This is a genomic window from Nostoc sp. MS1 (assembly GCF_019976755.1).
Taxonomy (GTDB): domain Bacteria; phylum Cyanobacteriota; class Cyanobacteriia; order Cyanobacteriales; family Nostocaceae; genus Trichormus.
This window is the reverse complement of record NZ_AP023441.1, coordinates 1001711-1018733: the sequence shown is the minus strand read 5'-3', so window position 1 is coordinate 1018733 and position 17023 is coordinate 1001711. Positions and strand designations below refer to the sequence as shown.

The 17023-nt window shown below is 42.5% G+C and carries 12 protein-coding genes, 2 pseudogenes and 1 riboswitch; of the genes and pseudogenes, 6 read left to right on the top strand and 8 right to left on the bottom strand.

The features are described 5' to 3' along the window. Positions 1–39: 39 nt before the first annotated feature. The 3 genes from NSMS1_RS04400 to NSMS1_RS04390 all read right to left on the bottom strand — a co-directional run bounded on the left by NSMS1_RS04400 (position 40) and on the right by NSMS1_RS04390 (position 4230). Positions 40–1305: an FHA domain-containing serine/threonine-protein kinase gene (locus NSMS1_RS04400; protein ID WP_224091445.1), complete on the bottom strand. Its 1266-nt coding sequence runs from the start codon at positions 1303–1305 to the stop codon at positions 40–42. A 156-nt stretch (positions 1306–1461) separates the two neighbouring features. Continuing rightward, positions 1462–3387: a serine/threonine phosphatase gene (locus tag NSMS1_RS04395; protein ID WP_224091440.1), complete on the bottom strand. Its 1926-nt coding sequence runs from the start codon at positions 3385–3387 to the stop codon at positions 1462–1464. Positions 3388–3639: 252 nt separating this feature from the next. Then, entirely contained in the window at positions 3640–4230 is a 591-nt protein-coding gene (locus NSMS1_RS04390; protein ID WP_224091439.1) for an rRNA large subunit pseudouridine synthase E, read from the bottom strand. Between the two features lie 136 nt (positions 4231–4366). Between NSMS1_RS04390 and NSMS1_RS04385 the strand changes: the two genes are divergently transcribed. Together NSMS1_RS04385 and thiC are read left to right on the top strand one after the other, a co-directional pair. Beyond that, on the top strand, positions 4367–5134 hold the full coding sequence (locus NSMS1_RS04385) for a Uma2 family endonuclease (protein ID WP_224091438.1): 768 nt from the start codon (positions 4367–4369) through the stop codon (positions 5132–5134). A 195-nt stretch (positions 5135–5329) separates the two neighbouring features. Further along, a riboswitch (TPP riboswitch) is annotated at positions 5330–5426 on the top strand. 6 nt (positions 5427–5432) lie between these two features. Further along, complete coding sequence (gene thiC / locus NSMS1_RS04380) at positions 5433–6806, top strand: phosphomethylpyrimidine synthase (protein WP_224091437.1); 1374 nt, start codon at positions 5433–5435, stop codon at positions 6804–6806. Positions 6807–6900: 94 nt separating this feature from the next. Here the strand turns inward: thiC and NSMS1_RS04375 are convergent. The 4 genes and pseudogenes from NSMS1_RS04375 to NSMS1_RS04360 form a co-directional block, all read right to left on the bottom strand. Next, positions 6901–7122: pseudogene (locus NSMS1_RS04375) on the bottom strand (sensor histidine kinase); the annotation flags it as partial. Positions 7123–7154: 32 nt separating this feature from the next. Then, a pseudogene (locus NSMS1_RS04370) lies at positions 7155–7947 on the bottom strand (IS5 family transposase). A gap of 37 nt (positions 7948–7984) precedes the next feature. Continuing rightward, positions 7985–9586 carry a PAS domain S-box protein gene (locus tag NSMS1_RS04365; protein WP_224091436.1) on the bottom strand — a complete coding sequence of 534 codons (1602 nt, stop codon included), beginning with the start codon at positions 9584–9586 and terminating at the stop codon, positions 7985–7987. Positions 9587–9812: 226 nt separating this feature from the next. Further along, entirely contained in the window at positions 9813–12341 is a 2529-nt protein-coding gene (locus NSMS1_RS04360; RefSeq protein ID WP_224091435.1) for a mannose-1-phosphate guanyltransferase, read from the bottom strand. Between the two features lie 651 nt (positions 12342–12992). Between NSMS1_RS04360 and NSMS1_RS04355 the strand changes: the two genes are divergently transcribed. Next, positions 12993–13190 carry a hypothetical protein gene (locus tag NSMS1_RS04355; protein ID WP_224091434.1) on the top strand — a complete coding sequence of 66 codons (198 nt, stop codon included), beginning with the start codon at positions 12993–12995 and terminating at the stop codon, positions 13188–13190. A 195-nt stretch (positions 13191–13385) separates the two neighbouring features. Here the strand turns inward: NSMS1_RS04355 and NSMS1_RS04350 are convergent, their stop codons facing one another. After that, positions 13386–13796: a hypothetical protein gene (locus tag NSMS1_RS04350; protein ID WP_224091430.1), complete on the bottom strand. Its 411-nt coding sequence runs from the start codon at positions 13794–13796 to the stop codon at positions 13386–13388. A 474-nt stretch (positions 13797–14270) separates the two neighbouring features. Between NSMS1_RS04350 and NSMS1_RS04345 the strand changes: the two genes are divergently transcribed. The 3 genes from NSMS1_RS04345 to phnE all read left to right on the top strand — a co-directional run bounded on the left by NSMS1_RS04345 (position 14271) and on the right by phnE (position 16972). After that, entirely contained in the window at positions 14271–15245 is a 975-nt protein-coding gene (locus NSMS1_RS04345) for a phosphate/phosphite/phosphonate ABC transporter substrate-binding protein (RefSeq protein WP_224091429.1), read from the top strand. A gap of 155 nt (positions 15246–15400) precedes the next feature. Further along, positions 15401–16126 (top strand): phosphonate ABC transporter ATP-binding protein, encoded by a 726-nt coding sequence (locus NSMS1_RS04340; RefSeq protein WP_224091428.1) that lies wholly within the window; start codon positions 15401–15403, stop codon positions 16124–16126. Positions 16127–16189: 63 nt separating this feature from the next. Continuing rightward, positions 16190–16972, top strand: a complete 783-nt coding sequence (gene phnE, locus NSMS1_RS04335; RefSeq protein WP_224091427.1) for a phosphonate ABC transporter, permease protein PhnE — start codon at positions 16190–16192, stop codon at positions 16970–16972. Positions 16973–17023 lie beyond the last annotated feature (51 nt).

The following is a 17023-nucleotide window of genomic DNA, read 5'->3' as shown; positions in this document are numbered from 1 at the left end:
ATCAATTCAAAATTCAAAATTCAAAATTCAAAATTGGTATTACTTACAAGCAGCTAAAGCCGCAGCTAGTTCTTTGGCAGACTGAAAGCGATCGCGTGGTAAGGGTTCGGTAACGCGGTCAATTAAATCTTTGAGCTTGGGCGTGACAGTGGGAATTTTACTGACATCAAAGCGGAAAGCGCGTCCTTTTTGGCGGTAAAACTTGAAAGGACTATCGCCGGTGATGAGAAAAATTAACGTGGGGCCGATCGCATATAGGTCAGATTGGGTTAAAGGTTGTCCTCGTTCTTGTTCTGGGGCGCAATAACCCTCTGCACCAATTCGTGTGCCTGGGGTAGTGCCGATTTCCTTCACCGCACCAAAATCTAGGACTGCTATTTGATTATTGGCTGTCCGCACCATCAAGTTCGCTGGTTTAATATCGCGGTGGATGAGTGGCGGTTCTTGGCTGTGGAGATAATCTAGGATTTCGCAGGTTTGGATCATCCAGGCGATCGCTTGGCTGGGAATCACCGGGCCAGTGGCGTAGATGCGTTTTTCCAAATCTTGCCCATGCACTAACTCCATCGCCAAATATTTTTTCCCACCTTCCACAAAAAAATCATAATACTGGGGAATACCTGGATGGTTCAAAGACTTGAGCGTGTAAGCTTCCCGTTCAAATAATTCTTGAGCTTTGGCAATTCTTGCCATATCGGCATTCATTTGCTTCAATACCAACAGTTTAGGGTGTCCAGCAATCACCCCGGCTGCATCCCAAGCCAAGTAGGTAGTTCCCATCCCGCCTTGACCCAAGGTTCGCAACACTTGGTAATGGCGAATGGTTTGGATGACCGAAAGCGGTTGTCCACAATGAATACAAAATAAGTTTTGTGGCGAATTACCTTCATGGCTACAAGTAACAGCCAAACCAGCCGGATTGTTTAATTCTAGAGAACTTTTTCCTATTGGGCTATCTCCAGCCGCAACTGATTTCCATTCTGGTGGTATCGTCTCCTGAGTTTGGAATTGAATAATCGGCCCTCCCTGCGCCAGTTGCAAGAGGGCATTATTGGGCAAAGAATCTTGAATTACTAGAACGCCATTAAGAAAAGTACCATTTGTTCCCTTACTGATCACCTGCCATGAACCGCCGCCAGCAGAACTAATTTGCCGAATTTCCAGATGATGTCGGGAAACCAAGCTATCAGTCAAAATTACATGATTATCCGCCGCGCGACCAATGCGAATCACGGTGGAATTTTCAAAGCACCACTGCTTTAGGGGTGTTTTTTGTTGCGGTTCTAGCAGCGTCAGAGTGACCACAATACAACCTGTGTAAGAGTTAGGGAGTAGGGAGTGGGGAGTAGAGAGTAGGGGGAGATGGGGGAGTGAGGGGAGAGAGTGGACAGTGGAAGCAACTAGTCAACTGTCAACTCTCCCTCATCTTCCACACTCTGATTTTTAATTACGAATTACGAATTACGAATTATCCCCCAGATTCGGACGTACTTTTGCCCGGACAACTATAGCAGTAATGTTGTCATGACCATTATATTGGTTAGCTAAATCAATTAATTGTGTAACGCCCTGCTCTAAGTTAGCGCTGGAACTTAATAAGGGCAGTAGGTGAGTCTGCCAGTTAGTTTCTACTAAGTTATTATCAGATAGCCCATCGGAAGCGAGAACAAGCAAAGTATCTTCGTTAATTTCAAAAAATTCCACATCGGGGTTAATTGCAGTTTCATCACGCGGACCTAATGCTTGGGTAAGTTGATAAGCATCAGGACGGGCATAAGCGATACTTTCTTCTACACCTCTGTTGATTTCCCTTTGACCGACTTCATGGTCTACCGTTACTTGTTCTAAACCCTGCTTACGAGTTACACGGTAAAGACGGCTATCACCCACATGAGCAACGGCTGCTTGATTATTTTGAATTAGTAGCATTACCAAGGTAGTACCCATACGCCCTACACCGGAACGGGCTTCTTGTTGGTTCTGCTCGTAAATTGCCCCATTAGCAAGGTAAACTGCCTCACGAATATTATCTTCCGTTGGCAATTGATTATTAGTCCAAGATTGCTGAAAGTATTGGCGCAAGGTAGATACTGCTAACTCACTAGCCACTTCACCGCCTGCGTGTCCTCCCATCCCATCACAAAGAATGTATAAACCATGAGCTTGTAAAGTGCGGTTTCTAGGCAATTCTACTTTCTCGACTTTAGTTTCAATGCCAAAGTAGTCTTCATTGTGATTACGTTGACGACCAACATCAGTACGTCCTGCATCTTCCAAGCTGCTTAACTGTACTGATAAAACTACCGTCGGTGCGTCATCACCTCTGCTGGATGTATCTTCTACATCATCCAATTGCAAGAAGGTTGGCGTATTTGTTTGTTGTTCTTCCATTGGCTGAAAATCTGGGTTTGTGGTTGCTTCTAGTTCTGTGGCGACTGCTTGCAAACGCGATCGCAATTGAGCGATCGTTTGAATCTTACCCTGTTCTAAATCTCCTAAAATCTGGATAATAGAACCAAACTGAGTGCGCTGAGATTCCCTAAATAGTGCGTGCCAAACTTGTCCTAAAGCCTGTACATTTGCAGGTTGCCCTAATAAGGGTAAGGTTATATCGTCTTCTTCTGCTGTTTCCGCCTTAACCGCAATTGCTGAATCTTCATTAGCTGGTTTCACATACAATCTTTGTAAAGCTATTGTTTGGTCTTCATCTAGACATAAATTTTCCAGCTTTAACAAACTATCTTGACAACTCACTGGTTCTAGTAGCGCCCAAAGTTGAGTCATTTGCGCAAACCAGTGGATAATTTCTAACGAACTGGTCGTTTCCTTACGCCAAAGATTTAGTAAAGGCTCCCAGTGAGAACGGTCTTCAATGAGGAGTATCTGCACATCGCCGTCCTGCCAAGCATCATGAATTTGCGGAATTTGTGGGTATTTTTGAGATTGTAAGACCATGTAAGCCTTAGCCAAACTAGGAATACCAGCGCCTTCCACTGTGGAAGCGACTACCCCCTGTTGCTGATGAGCTAATATTGCTTCGATTGGTGACACTTGATATGGTTGACAGTCCAAGACCCTGGCGCTAACCTCATTTTTTTCGGTTGATAGCACTTCCAAGACTTGATAACGCTGTTCCTTGTCTAGATAAGAACCGCTCAAGACAAATGATGTAGACAGTTCCGTCTTCTGTTGTTGCTCTTCTCCAATTCCAATAATTGCTCGCCACATTGTCCCAGTCTCCGCACCACAATTATGACAATTTTGATCATTCACAGGCACTTCAGCACTACATTGAGGGCAAACTTTGTGGGACAAAGAAGCACCACATTTTTGGCAAAACTTGTTAGCATCAGGGTTTTCAAATTCACACTGGGGGCAAATTAGCATAGTGGAAGTTCCTTAATTCCCGTTCCGAGGTGCTTCTAGCCACTAATATCCAAAGTGCCACAATTGGCCGCCTCTGCCTACAGTAGACTTACAAAAATTGTGGTTTCACCAGTGAATTTTGGTGGCAGTATTAATTGTGACGCATATTAGCTAAAGATTGCAGATATCAGCAAGAGAGTTTTGGGGATGAGGGAGTGGGGGGAGATGGGAGAAGGCTTTAACCTCTGTCAACTGTCAACTGTCAACTATCCCCTACCTAAAAGACGAATCTTGTAGTAGCTTTAGTTCCAAGGAAGTAAGGTCACGCCACTCACCTAAAGGCAGACCTTCCAAATGTAAATGTCCTATACTCACCCGAATTAACCGCAAAGTCGGAAACCCTACAGCCGCAGTCATCCGCCGGACTTGACGGTTTTTACCTTCAGTCAAAGTCATTTCTAACCAAGCAGTGGGAACATTTTTCCGAAATCTAATTGGCGGATTGCGATCGCTTACATTCGGCTCATCTGATAATAACCTGACCTTTGCTGGTCGCGTGCGATAATTTTGAATTTCTACCCCTGTTTGTAACTTGTGTATAGCCTCCTCATCAGGAATACGTTCTACCTGCACCCAGTACGTTCTTTCATGACCAAAACGCGGGTCAGATAGACGATGCTGCAACCTGCCATTATTTGTTAATAAAAGTAACCCTTCACTATCCCAATCCAAACGACCCACAGCATAAACATCAGGGACATCAATATACTCTTTTAGGGTTACGTGTTTAGGAGATTCTTGAGTAAACTGGCTCAAGACACCATAGGGTTTGTGAAAAATGATGTATCGGTAGTCATTAGTCATTGGTCATTAGTCATTAGTCAACAGGCAGGAAGTAGTAATATTATTTACCCCCTTGTCTCCCTTGTCTGCCCCTTCTCGCTCATCTACCCACTTTCAGCCTAAAATATAATAGAGTCTTTAAACGCGCCCAAGTTCTATGACCCTTGCTAAACCTTCTGAACTAGGCATTACTCATCTTCCCGACCACACTGAGTTACCAGAGTCAGACGGTACTTTCGTGAAAAATTTTCAAGAACATCCTCAAAGTATCCTACTGACCGACTCAATTACTAGCGTATTACAGCAACTACATCCCGATGGTCAATATGCTATCGGTCAAGATTGTGGTATTTACTGGCGTTTAACCGAACCCCCAGAAAGAGGCGCTGAAGCACCAGATTGGTTCTATGTGCCGAATGTACCACCTATGCTAAATGGTAAGTTTCGGCGTTCTTATGTGTTATGGCAAGAGTACGTTGCACCATTGATTGTACTAGAATTTGCCTCTGGTGGTGGCTCAGAAGAACGAGACAAAACCCCTTTGACTGGAAAATTTTGGGTGTATGAGCAGGCGATTAGAGTCCCATTTTATGGCATCTATGAAGTAAGCAAAGCCACTGTAGAAGTTTATCACTTAGTAGATGGTCGCTATGAACTCTTACCAGTAAATGAACGGGGACATTATTCTATTGCCGCGATGGGGGTTGAATTAGGTATTTGGCAAGGTCAGTATAATAATATGACAGCCCCTTGGTTACGCTGGTGGGATGCTCAAGGAAATTTGTTACTCAGTAGTGAAGAGCAATGCCTGCGGCTAACTACTCAAACGCACCAATTAACACTCCAGCTAGAACAAGAAAAGCAACGAGCAGAACACTTAGCAGAACGGCTACGCCAGCTAGGCATTGACCCTGAACAATTATAGAAGCGATCGCTTCCTTTTTTTCTTTTTCTTTGCGCCTTCTCTACGTTCGTGCAGCGTGTCGTAGACAGACGCTACGCGAATGCGTGAGCCAAAAAGTATTTTACATCCAAAACACCAACCCACCAACCCACCAACCTTAAAACCTCATAAATTGTTAACTCCCTTGCGCCCAAACATAAACAAGGTGCTAAACTACATCCATGCTAGGGGTGCTTGCACCGACAGGCTGAGATCACACCCTTAACACCTGAGACTGGGTAATACCAGCGAAGGGAAGCTGTTTATTGAGGAATTAAATATGCGGAAAGAATGGGTTGCTAAAAGACGTGGGCAAAGTAATGTAACTCAAATGCACTACGCCCGTGGTGGTGTCATCACCGAGGAAATGCACTACGTCGCCCAAAGGGAAAATCTACCTGCTGACCTCATTCGTGAGGAAGTAGCGCGGGGAAGAATGATTATCCCAGCAAATATTAATCACATTAACTTAGAGCCAATGGCGATCGGCATTGCTTCTAAATGTAAAGTAAATGCTAATATCGGTGCTTCCCCCAACTCTTCTAATCTTCAAGAAGAAGTTGATAAGCTGAACTTGGCCGTGAAATACGGTGCGGATACCGTCATGGACTTGTCCACCGGCGGCGGTAACTTAGATGAAATTCGTACCGCCATCATCAACGCTTCCCCCGTTCCCATCGGTACAGTACCCGTCTACCAAGCTTTAGAAAGTGTCCACGGGACAATTGAGAATCTCACCGCCGAAGACTTCCTCCACATCATCGAAAAACACGCCCAGCAAGGGGTAGACTATCAAACTATCCACGCCGGAATTTTAATAGAACATTTACCCTTAGTCAGAAGCCGCCTCACTGGTATTGTTTCCCGTGGCGGTGGTATTTTGGCGCGGTGGATGCTGCATCACCATAAACAAAACCCACTTTACACCCACTTCCGCGATATCATTGAGATTTTCAAAAAGTACGATGTTTCCTTCAGTTTAGGTGATTCCCTCCGCCCTGGTTGTACCCACGATGCTTCTGATGAAGCCCAGTTAGCCGAACTCAAAACTTTGGGACAACTCACCCGTAAGGCTTGGGAATATGACGTGCAGGTAATGGTAGAAGGGCCTGGACACGTCCCAATGGATCAAATTGAGTTTAACGTCAAAAAGCAGATGGAAGAATGTTCGGAAGCACCCTTCTATGTGCTGGGGCCGTTGGTAACAGATATTGCTCCTGGTTATGACCATATAACCTCCGCTATTGGTGCGGCGATGGCTGGTTGGTATGGTACTGCTATGTTGTGCTATGTGACACCGAAAGAACATTTAGGCTTACCCAACGCTGAAGATGTCCGCAATGGGTTAATTGCTTACAAAATAGCCGCCCATGCTGCGGATATTGCTAGACATCGCCCAGGTGCGAGAGATAGAGACGATGAACTCTCCCGCGCCCGTTACAACTTTGACTGGAACCGTCAGTTTGAATTATCCCTCGACCCAGAAAGAGCTAAGGAATATCACGATGAAACTTTACCAGCAGATATTTACAAAACTGCTGAGTTCTGTTCTATGTGTGGGCCTAAGTTCTGTCCTATGCAAACTAAGGTTGATGCTGATGCGTTGACGGAACTAGAGAAGTTCTTGGCGAAGGAGAAGGTGACACAAGCTTAATTGACTAACAATTAATTAGGCACAATTTCTGTAGAGACGTTATGTGTAACGTCTCTAAATTATTTATCTGGCAGAACTTCATAGAGAATCAGTATTAGGTGTTTTTCTTTAGATGAATGGGAATTTGAATAATAAATTCAGCACCTTTCCCCATAGAGGAAATACATTGTAAAGACCCACTGTGCATATCAGTAATAATTTGGTAACTAATAGATAAACCCATACCAGTCCCTTTGCCTACAGGTTTACTTGTATAGAAGGGGTCAAATATTTTTTGTCGCACTTCATCTGACATACCTACCCCATTATCTCTAAGAGGATGTTTGAAAAGTTTTAGGAAGTCAAAAATTAAGCCAGTCGCTTCAGCATAATACGGATCATTGCAAGGTAGATAAAAGTTTCTGATGTTTCGGGCAATAATTCATAGTCTCTGACCAATCGGCGACATCCCATAAACCAACCAAAAGTGCGTTCCACCACCCAACGTTTTTTGAGCAAAACAAAGCCCTTAGTTTGCTCTGGTCGCAGCACAACCTGGACAATCCAGCGACAAAAATTCATAACCCATTGCATGAAAGGTTCTCCATCAAACCCACCATCAACCCAGATGGTTGTTAAGCGAGACTGTGGCTGAGATTGTTTGACTCGTTTGAGAACTTGTTGACCGCCAGCGCGCTCACCCACATTGGCAGCTAGCTGTGACCAAGACTCGTAGCACTAATCCCAAGGTATCAACTGTGATAAATCGCTTACGCCCTTTAATTTTCTTACCTGAATCAAAACCTACGTCTTGACTCACCATTGCCGCACTTTTAACACTTTGACTATCGATAATGGCTTCCGATGGATTCTTGTGTCGTTCCTGGTCTATTCGCACCCACTCCCTGAGACTGTCATGGATTAACAGCCACGTCCCATCTTTGCGCCAATTACGGAAATATGTGTACACTGTCTGCCAGGGCGGAAAGTCTCCTGGTAGCCCTCGCCATCTCACTCCTTCTACCAAAATATAGAAAATTGCATTGAGAACTTCCCACGTATCGACTTCACGCTTGCGTCCTCCTGGTTTTGCCTCTGGAATCAGCTCACTGAGAAATTCATATTGGTCACGGGTCAGATTGCTGGGGTATGCTTTACTCATGTCGCTCTCTCGGTGCTGTTTACTATTCATTTACAGCTTATACTGAGAGAGCTTTTTTACTACTTTCCCGACTTTTCAAACATCCTCTAATGCAGATAGTGATTTGTTTGGGAGTTGGCATTTCTGTAGTTATATGGATAGTAGGCTTTACCTGCTCATGATTTTTGTGTTGAAATTTTTCTTCTAAAGCATCAATAGCATTAAGCAAAATATTCATAATAACTTGGTTAAGTTGCCCAGGATAGCATTCAACTAAAGGCAAATTACCATATTCTTTGATAACTAAAATTTGAGGTCGATTTGTTTGGGATTTTAGTCGATGTTCTAATATCATCAAAGTGCTATCAATCCCCTCATTTATATCAGCAGCTTTTAAATCAGATTCATCCAAGCGGGAAAAGGTACGTAGAGACGTAACAATCTCGCTGATACGGTTTGCACCAACTGTCATCGAAGAGTAAAGTTTTGGCAAGTCTTCGAGTAAAAATTCCAGGTCAATATTTTCTGCTTCTTTTTGAATTTCTGCGGCTGGTTCTGGGTAATGGGTTTGGTAAAGGCTGAGTATTTTCAATAAGTTCTGAGTATATTGGTAGGCGTGTTTGAGATTACCAAAAATAAAGTTAACTGGGTTATTTATTTCATGTGCTACTCCTGCTACTAGTTGACCTAGAGAAGACATTTTTTCGCTTTGAATAAGCTGCAATTGAGTATGTTGCAGTTCTTGCAGGGCGTATTCCAGTTCTTTTGCTTGCTTACTGAGTTGTGCTTCTGCTTGTTTGCAAGCAGTAATATCATTACGAATAGCCACATATTGTTGAGGTTTACCTTGAGCATCTAACAAGGGAACAATAGTTGTGTCTACCCAATAATATGTGCCATCTTTCGCTAGATTTTTAATTTCTCCTTTCCAGACTTTTCCTTGGCTAATTGTCAGCCACATATCTTGAAAAAATGCTTGAGAGTGATAATGAGAATTAATAATTCTATGAGTTTTACCAATTAGTTCTTCTGGTTGATACTGTGATATTTGACAAAACTTATCGTTAACATATTCAATAATCCCAAGATGATTTGTGACAGCAACAATTGACGACTGATCTAAAGCGAATTTTATATCTGCTAATTCTTTAAGAGATTTTCTTAGCGCTATTTCTACTTGTTGGCTTTCAGTATTACAGCTATTTTGGTGATTTGTAATGTCTTCAACAATTGACAAAATCCCGGTAACATTTCCTTGAACATCAATCAGAGGACTGTGATACCACTCACAAGTAATAATTTTGCCATCTTTCCTGAAATTCTCGTTGGTGCAGCGAGTTACTCCCTTTTGCTTGAGTAATGCAGCAATTAATTGGTTGACATTCTCCCTACATCTACTAGGTACTATTAGTCCTACTCCATGACGATTAAGAACTTCTTGTTTCCTGTAACCAAAGATACATTCTGCCGCAGGATTCCAGTCGGACACCTCGAACGCTGTATTCCAATGAATTACGCCTAAAGGATTACGTTCCATCAAGAACAGCAATTTATGCTGCGTTTCTTGAAGTGCTTGTTGTGTCTTCTGTAAATCAACCATCAGCTGATTTCGCTGTTGCAAACAGTCTTGCAACTGTTGATACTCAGATTCAGGAAACATAGTGAAATTTGCCAGGGAATTAAAAAACATACAAATCCAACTGTCAGAAGCTGTGCTGCTAGAACTCTAGTTTCTGATGTTCTTTGTATTAATATTCCCCAAAAATTACTTCTTGTATTACTTAGAGACGACTTATAAAGTAAATATTAATTTTAATCAAATAATAACTGTGGAAACGCAGAGGGGCGCTGAGAAATCTTTGTTTCCCTCTGCGTTTAGAAGTTATTTACACTTCCGCCGGGTGATATTCTTGCTGCCTTTCCACGAAACTCTGGACGCGGTAACGGTAATCTCTCACCGTCTCATCTACCCAGTCGCGTTCGTTGCTATTAGCATACAAATGTACTAATGGCTCACTAGCATCGGGTAAAACTAACAGCCAACTGTCATCAAAGGGTTGACGAATTTTTACGCCATCGATGAGTTCGAGATTTTGGGCTGGGTGGGTTTCTACTAGGTAACGCATTAATGCACCTTTAGCCGACCAAGGACAGCGTATGGTATGGGTTCTGTGGATGACGCGGGGTAATTCTGATCTTACAGTGGCAAGCGATCGCTCCTGTATGGTCAGCATTTCAATTATCTTGGCAATGCAGAACATGGAATCAAAACCAGGATGTAGTTGGGGGAAGATAAAGCCAGTCTCACCGCTACCACCTAAGACTACATTAGAGTTTTTCTGGCAAGCTTCCATCAAGGCTGTAGCGTTGGCTTTGGTACGAATTACCCTTCCATCGTGGCGACGGGCTACTTGTTCGACTGCACTAGAAGCATGAACTGGTACAACTACCGTCCCTCTGGGGTTGGAGGTCAAAATCATATCTACCATCAGGGCGGTTAACAGTTCGCCACGAATGGGGTAGCCTGATTCATCGACTAAAATTAGCTGTTCACCGTTGGCTGATACCTGCACACCAAAATTAGCTTTTAACGCTTCCACCACATGACCTAATTGAGTCAACAGTGCTTCTCTGTCGGTTGTGGTGACAGCATTTTTATTCAAGCTGGCGTTGAGTACGACTGCATCAGCACCAAATTTATCTAGCATTTGGGGTAGAACAGCGCCAGATACAGCATAAACGTAGTCGATGACGACTTTTGCCCGGCTGTTGTGCAAGGTGGAAACATTTAATAGTTTCTCAAAGGCGGTGCAGTAAAGGTCAATGACTTGGCTGGGGTAGGCGACATCACCAATTTCATGGGTTAAGGCGCGGCGCATATCTTCCTTAAAATAAGCCCCTTCAATTTTCTTTTCTTGGGCTTTGGAAATATTAATTCCCTTGCTATCCATGAACTCTATCAGGGTATAGTCGGCGCGGTCGGGGTGAACCCGGACATGTATCCCGCCAGCTACGCCCATTGTGGGGATAACTGTCCGGGCGATGGGGATGGCTGTAGCATCGAGGTTTTGAATATCCACACCTACAGACATTAAACCTGCAATGAGCGATCGCGTCACCATACGAGAGACGTTGCGTTGGTCGCGGGAAACTGCAACTTTTGCCCCAGGTTTTAAGGTGGAACCGTAAGCTGCACCTAGCTTTACCGCAAACTCGGCGCTGATGTCGATATTTGCCAAGCCTTGCACACCCCGTTGCCCAAATAGATTTCTCTGGGCGGTGTTACCCCAAATCAGGTTAATATTTAAAATTGCCCCTGATTCAATTTTCTTACTCGGCCAAACCCTAACACCAGGGCTAATTTGTGCTTCTTCGCCTACTGTGGACAAAGAACCCACAACCGAGGCTTCTAAAACATGGGCGCGGCGGTCTACACGGGTTCCGCGAGAAATAACACAAGCACTTAATTGGGCTTCTTCCCCAATAATTGCCCCATTCCAGACAATCGGACGCTTAAGATTGGCATCAGCGCCAATAGTGACATTATCACCGATAACAGTTCCCGCCTCTATTTGTACCCTTGCACCGATACGGCAATTATTCCCGATGACTACTGGCGGTTCGATATCAGCAGAAGGGTCAATATAAGTATTTTGTCCTACCCACAAACCAGGTGAATCTTCTCTATAAGCAAAGTCTAGTTTTACTCTCTGTTCTAAAGCATCGTACTGAGACTCCCTATAAGCATCCAGGTGTCCTACATCACACCAATAGCCATCAGCAATGTAACCATACATTGGCTCATCTTTGGCTAAGAGTAGGGGAAATAAATCTTTAGAAAAGTCTGACTCTGTATTGTATGGGAGATATTCTAAAACTTCGGGTTCAAGAATATAAGTACCAGTATTAACTGTATCTGAAAAAATTTCGCTTGTTGAAGGTTTTTCTAAAAAGCGTTTAATTTTGCCTTCTTCATCGGTGATAACTACACCAAATTCTATCGGGTTAGGAACCCTAGTTAAAATTAAAGTAGCTTTTGATTGTTTTTGTTTATGAAAAGCGATCGCTTGTGTTAAATCAAAATCTGTAATACTATCACCACTAATTACTAAAAAAGTTTCATCAAGAAGTTCAGCAATATTTTTGACACAGCCTGCTGTTCCCAAGGGTTGGTCTTCTTCGACGGCGTATGTCATTTGTACACCAAAATCGCTCCCGTCTTGAAAATAGTCTCGCAACACATCCGGTAGATAATGTAAAGTAGCAATCACTTCCGTAATGTGATGTCTTTTGAGAAGATTAATAATATGTTCAGCAATGGGGCGATTTAAAATTGGAACCATTGGCTTGGGGAGATCGCAAGTTAACGGGCGAAGCCGCGTTCCCGAACCGCCTGCCATCAGCACTGCACGCATAAATCCTCCTTAACTTTTTTGTAGATGATGCTGTTTTTAAATTTGTCAGAGAATATTAGGTTTTTATCTAGTTTCCTACGGATGTTGATACTTAAAACACCCCCGCAAGAAGCATATAACAAATAAGCAAAAGTACTTATCATACTAGTTTAGCGAGTGGCATAACAGCCAACTCATTAAGCGCCTATCAGTTAGGGGGATCTGCACTGAATCAGTTTATTTATGCTAACTACCAAAGACTATCGAGGCAACTAGGCAGTAGGAAAAAGTAATATAAAAATGTTTTTAAATAGATAATCCGTAATGATTACTCTTATCAACTATCTATAGGAATCCGGTTTGATATCTGACATTATTTGCGTAGTCAGGCAAGAGGCAATAGGATTATAGAAGATTAAAGGGTAAGGAGTTTTATTCAAAAATTAAATAGGAATCCTGTATTAATCAATTACCCTATCTTGATAAAAGAAACTTTTCTAAAAAATTGTATTAAGAAACCACTGACAAAATGATACAGCAGGTAAACTTGTGTAACACAAATGCAAAGCCGAAAATTTGCGTCATACTTAAAACTAATATGGGTGATTAATCGCTGACATATTTTGTACAATTTCTACCAAATTTAGTCAGATATTAACGGAGTTAATCGTAATGGGCGAATTTATTACTTTCGGCTTAATTGTGATTTATATAGGTGGGGCTTGGAAATTTTGGACTGGTTTCTCAAGAACAAATTTTACGCAGTCTCTACCCAACCGCATCGGTTTATCTTTACTCTGGCCTGCTTTATTCATTGTTAACCCCTCCTATCGTCGGAATTTTCAGAGGGCTTTAAAGGGTAGAAATTAATCTTTGGGAATAGGCGATCGCATTCTTGTATAGACTTAAAATAACTTAATTTCCTGACAAATATAGGGGCGCATATATTATATGCGCCCCTAAAATGATTAACTGTTTAATTCACTTGCTAAGTCAGAAGAATATTCTCTCTAATTCATGGCAAGCAAACGACAAATAACCAATTTCTATCTCCTGTGTCTGGTGTTATTTTCCAAGGATATTAATTAGCGCACCTGTGGCTGCACCTGCACCAGCATTGTTAAGCACTCTTCCTCTACAATTGCCTGTAATTGCACCAGTTACTACACCCGCACCAGCGCCTACACCTACGTCTTGGACTATACTGCGATTGGGTCTTCGTTGATATCTAGGCTTCTTTCTCAAGCCATTTGCACCATTGACAGCCAGAGCAGCGCCCACACCGGTAGCAGCATTACCAACAACAGAACGACATCCAGTTATCGCTCCCGTGACTATACCAGCACCAGCTCCAATAGCTGCATCCCTTAATACTCTGTCGTCAGCACTAGCAGGTTGCATAGGTGCTAAGGAGACACCAGCTAAACTTGCAGCCATGAGGCCAGGTAGAAGTGTGCGTTTTAGAATTTGTTTCATGTTTTTTCTCTCCAACATCCACAACTACAGCTTAATTGCACGGATTCTTGTTACAGATGTCTTAATAGATGTACTTACCTCTATTTTAAACAACTGCAACAATTTTTTTATATGACTATCGTCATAATTACATTAACAGACTAGGGAATTTATCTCCTAAAAGCAGTAATATTTAATATTCTTAATTGAAAAAATACTTATGCAATTAGTTCTTTACTATACATAGTATATATCCTATTCTAACCATAGAATGATTGATACCTAAGATAATTTTTAACAGACTCATGTATTACAAGCTTGATAGGCTTTTAGTTCTAGAAGTTTATTATCTATCCTAGATAACTTGATGGTCACAAATAGTTTTTATACATTTCACTATTGACTTTTTTTATTAAAAGCTCTAGATTCTTTTATCGGGATAGTTGAAAGTAATTTGCAAAAATACTGCAAATAGTTCTTGATGGAGAGGTGCAAATGAGTGTAAGCCAAAAAGGCTTGTTAGGTGCTGGCGCGGCTTTGATAGCGCTGATGGGAGTAGCGGTGACTACTGTTAGCGGAATCCAAGCAACGAATGCAAATTCCATTTCTAGTCAACAAGCGCCACGCTTACTTGCCCAAACGACGAAAGAATTAACTATAGTATTTCCTACTCGTGCTGATTCAACAGATTTGCAATCTAAAGCAGATGCTGTAGCAGCTTTCTTATCCAAAGACTTAGGAATACGTGTTAAAGCAGTGGTAGGTGATGATACAGCTGCGGTAGAAGCCTTAAGAGCAAACCGCGCTGATGTAGCATTTTTAAGCAGTCGTCCAGCTTTGAAAGCTGAACAATTGGCGAATGCTCGTTTGTATCTAGCAGAGGTACGCGATAACTACTCTGGTAGATTCACTTACAACTCGGTATTTGTAGTTCGCAACGATAGCCCCCTCAAGGCTAGAAATAATGCCAAAACCACCCTCGAACAATTACGGGGCAAAAAGATGGCATTTACATCTCCTACTTCAGGTTCAGGGTTTATTTTCCCTGTAAGTGAGTTAGTGAGACAGGGATTGGTTCCCAACCGCGATCGCTTGGATGGGTTTTTTGGTCAAGTTTCTTACGGTGGTAACTACAGCAAAGCCTTACAAGCAGTAGTGCGTGGCCAAGCAGAGGTAGCAGCTGTATCAGAATATGCTCTGTTGCCCCCCTACATTACACCAGAGGAAAGAAATCAGTTGCGAGTGCTATATAAAATCTCTGGTGTACCAGCTCATGGCATCGCTATTGATGATGATGTTGATCCACGCTTAAGAGAAAGATTGATTAGCTCTCTACTTAAGTTAAATCAACCGCAAAATAACCAACTGCTACGTAACTTGTACAACTCCACCGAATTAGTCAGAGTTGATCACGGTCGTCACCTAGCACCAGTTCGTCAGGCTCTCCAGCGCGTGGGTATCGAGCCATAATCCGAGTTTGTTGACTGTTAACGCTAACAGTCAACAAACTACATTAAATTATTGATGAAATTGACCGGAAAATTTTGCATTTTAGATTTTGGATTAAAAATCTAAAATTTAAAATCTAAAATCTAAAATCTAAAATTAGTTGACCGAGGCAGAGGATGAGTGATTACATAATTGAATGTCACAACTTAGAGACAGCTTATGTTGCCTCTTTGTATCGTCCTATCCTCAACAAGATTAACTGTCAAATCAAGCAAGGTGAATTTGTTGTACTACTAGGACTTAATGGTGCTGGTAAATCTACATTATTGCGATCGCTTGTTGGGTTAGTGCCATTAGTTAAGGGAGAAGTTCACATCAACGGCGTGGCAACAAATACCCGCACACTCCCCCAAATCCGCCGCAATGTTGGTATGTTGTTTCAAGGCGGTGGCTTAATTCCCCAGTTATCTGCAATAGAAAATGTATTGTGCGGTAAACTCGGCGCAAGAACAACTTGGCAGACAATATTTGGCTTTCCAAAGCGCGATCGCCTATTAGCGTTAGAATTACTCGAACAGTTAGGCTTAAGAGAGTTCGCCTATCAAAAAACAAAGAGACTCAGTGGTGGACAGCAACAAAGAGTTGCGATCGCTCGTGCATTAATTCAATCACCGCAAATACTTCTAGCCGATGAACCCACAACAGGATTAGATGTCATCGCAGCTCAACAAGTAATGGATACTTTAGCAGAATTACACAGCCAGCAAGGCATAACGATTGTCACAGTTCTTCACGACCTGGGAATAGCCGCCAAATACGCGCAACGTGCGATCGTTTTAGATGCTGGACGCATAGTTTATGAAGGTGCTTGCGATAACTTGCAGGCAGTCATTAGTCATTAGTCCATAGTCCATAGTCCATAGTCAACAGTCCATAGTCAACAGTTATTCTCACTCATCTCACATATGATTTCCAAATTTCTCCACCGCTACTCTTGGGTAAGTACGTTAGTTAGCATATTAATTGCTGTTCTAGTTTACGGTTGGGCTTTGCAAGGACTGAAAGTTGATTTTGCCCTGCTGACATCTAGCGCCCCTTATATTACTGATTTTATCTCGCGGTTATTTCCCCCCGATTTCAAAGTTATTGATATCGCTATTAAGGCACTGATTGAAACTGTACAGATGTCTTTGTGGGGAACAACCATCGGTGCGATTATCTCAGTTCCAATTGCTGTTGCTAGCGCTAGTAACATTGCACCTAGTTGGCTGCAATGGCTGGCTAATTTATTGCAAAATGCTGTGCGTTCTGTTCCCTCAATTATTTTAGGGCTAATTTTTGTCGCCGCCACAGGCTTAGGCGCACCCGCAGGTACTCTAGCTTTGAGCATATACACCATCGGCTACCTAGCTAAATTTTATCAACAAGCAATTGAAGCCGTTGAACCTCGTTCTTTAGAATCTCTCCAAGTTATTGGTGCATCTAGAGTGCAAATTGCTCAGTATGGAATTATGCCTCAAGTTATACCCTTGAGTTTGGGTTATACCTTATGGATGTTTGAGTATAATATCCGTGCTGCTTCCGTGTTGGGTGTGGTGGGTGCAGGTGGTATTGGCTTTCAGTTGAAAAGTTATATTGATGGGTTTGAGTACAACAAAGCCACAACCATGATGCTGGTACTATTAGTAGTTGTTACAATAATTGATGGTTTTAGTAGTCAATTACGCCGCCGCCTTGAGTCGATGTAATAGTTTTAGAGGTTCGGAGTAAAGGCTTTAGCCTTTTCTTTAGGACTAAAG

What these genes read in the sequence shown, in the direction of transcription:
- NSMS1_RS04340 (WP_224091428.1), top strand. Translation starts at nt 15,401, where the DNA reads ATGAGTGATTACATAATTGAATGTCACAACTTAGAGACAGCTTATGTT.
- thiC (WP_224091437.1), top strand. Translation starts at nt 5,433, where the DNA reads ATGCGGAAAGAATGGGTTGCTAAAAGACGTGGGCAAAGTAATGTAACT.
- NSMS1_RS04390 (WP_224091439.1), bottom strand. Translation starts at nt 4,230, where the DNA reads ATGACTAATGACTACCGATACATCATTTTTCACAAACCCTATGGTGTC.
- NSMS1_RS04350 (WP_224091430.1), bottom strand. Translation starts at nt 13,796, where the DNA reads ATGAAACAAATTCTAAAACGCACACTTCTACCTGGCCTCATGGCTGCA.
- NSMS1_RS04345 (WP_224091429.1), top strand. Translation starts at nt 14,271, where the DNA reads ATGAGTGTAAGCCAAAAAGGCTTGTTAGGTGCTGGCGCGGCTTTGATA.
- phnE (WP_224091427.1), top strand. Translation starts at nt 16,190, where the DNA reads ATGATTTCCAAATTTCTCCACCGCTACTCTTGGGTAAGTACGTTAGTT.
- NSMS1_RS04385 (WP_224091438.1), top strand. Translation starts at nt 4,367, where the DNA reads ATGACCCTTGCTAAACCTTCTGAACTAGGCATTACTCATCTTCCCGAC.
- NSMS1_RS04360 (WP_224091435.1), bottom strand. Translation starts at nt 12,341, where the DNA reads ATGCGTGCAGTGCTGATGGCAGGCGGTTCGGGAACGCGGCTTCGCCCG.
- NSMS1_RS04395 (WP_224091440.1), bottom strand. Translation starts at nt 3,387, where the DNA reads ATGCTAATTTGCCCCCAGTGTGAATTTGAAAACCCTGATGCTAACAAG.
- NSMS1_RS04365 (WP_224091436.1), bottom strand. Translation starts at nt 9,586, where the DNA reads ATGTTTCCTGAATCTGAGTATCAACAGTTGCAAGACTGTTTGCAACAG.
- NSMS1_RS04355 (WP_224091434.1), top strand. Translation starts at nt 12,993, where the DNA reads ATGGGCGAATTTATTACTTTCGGCTTAATTGTGATTTATATAGGTGGG.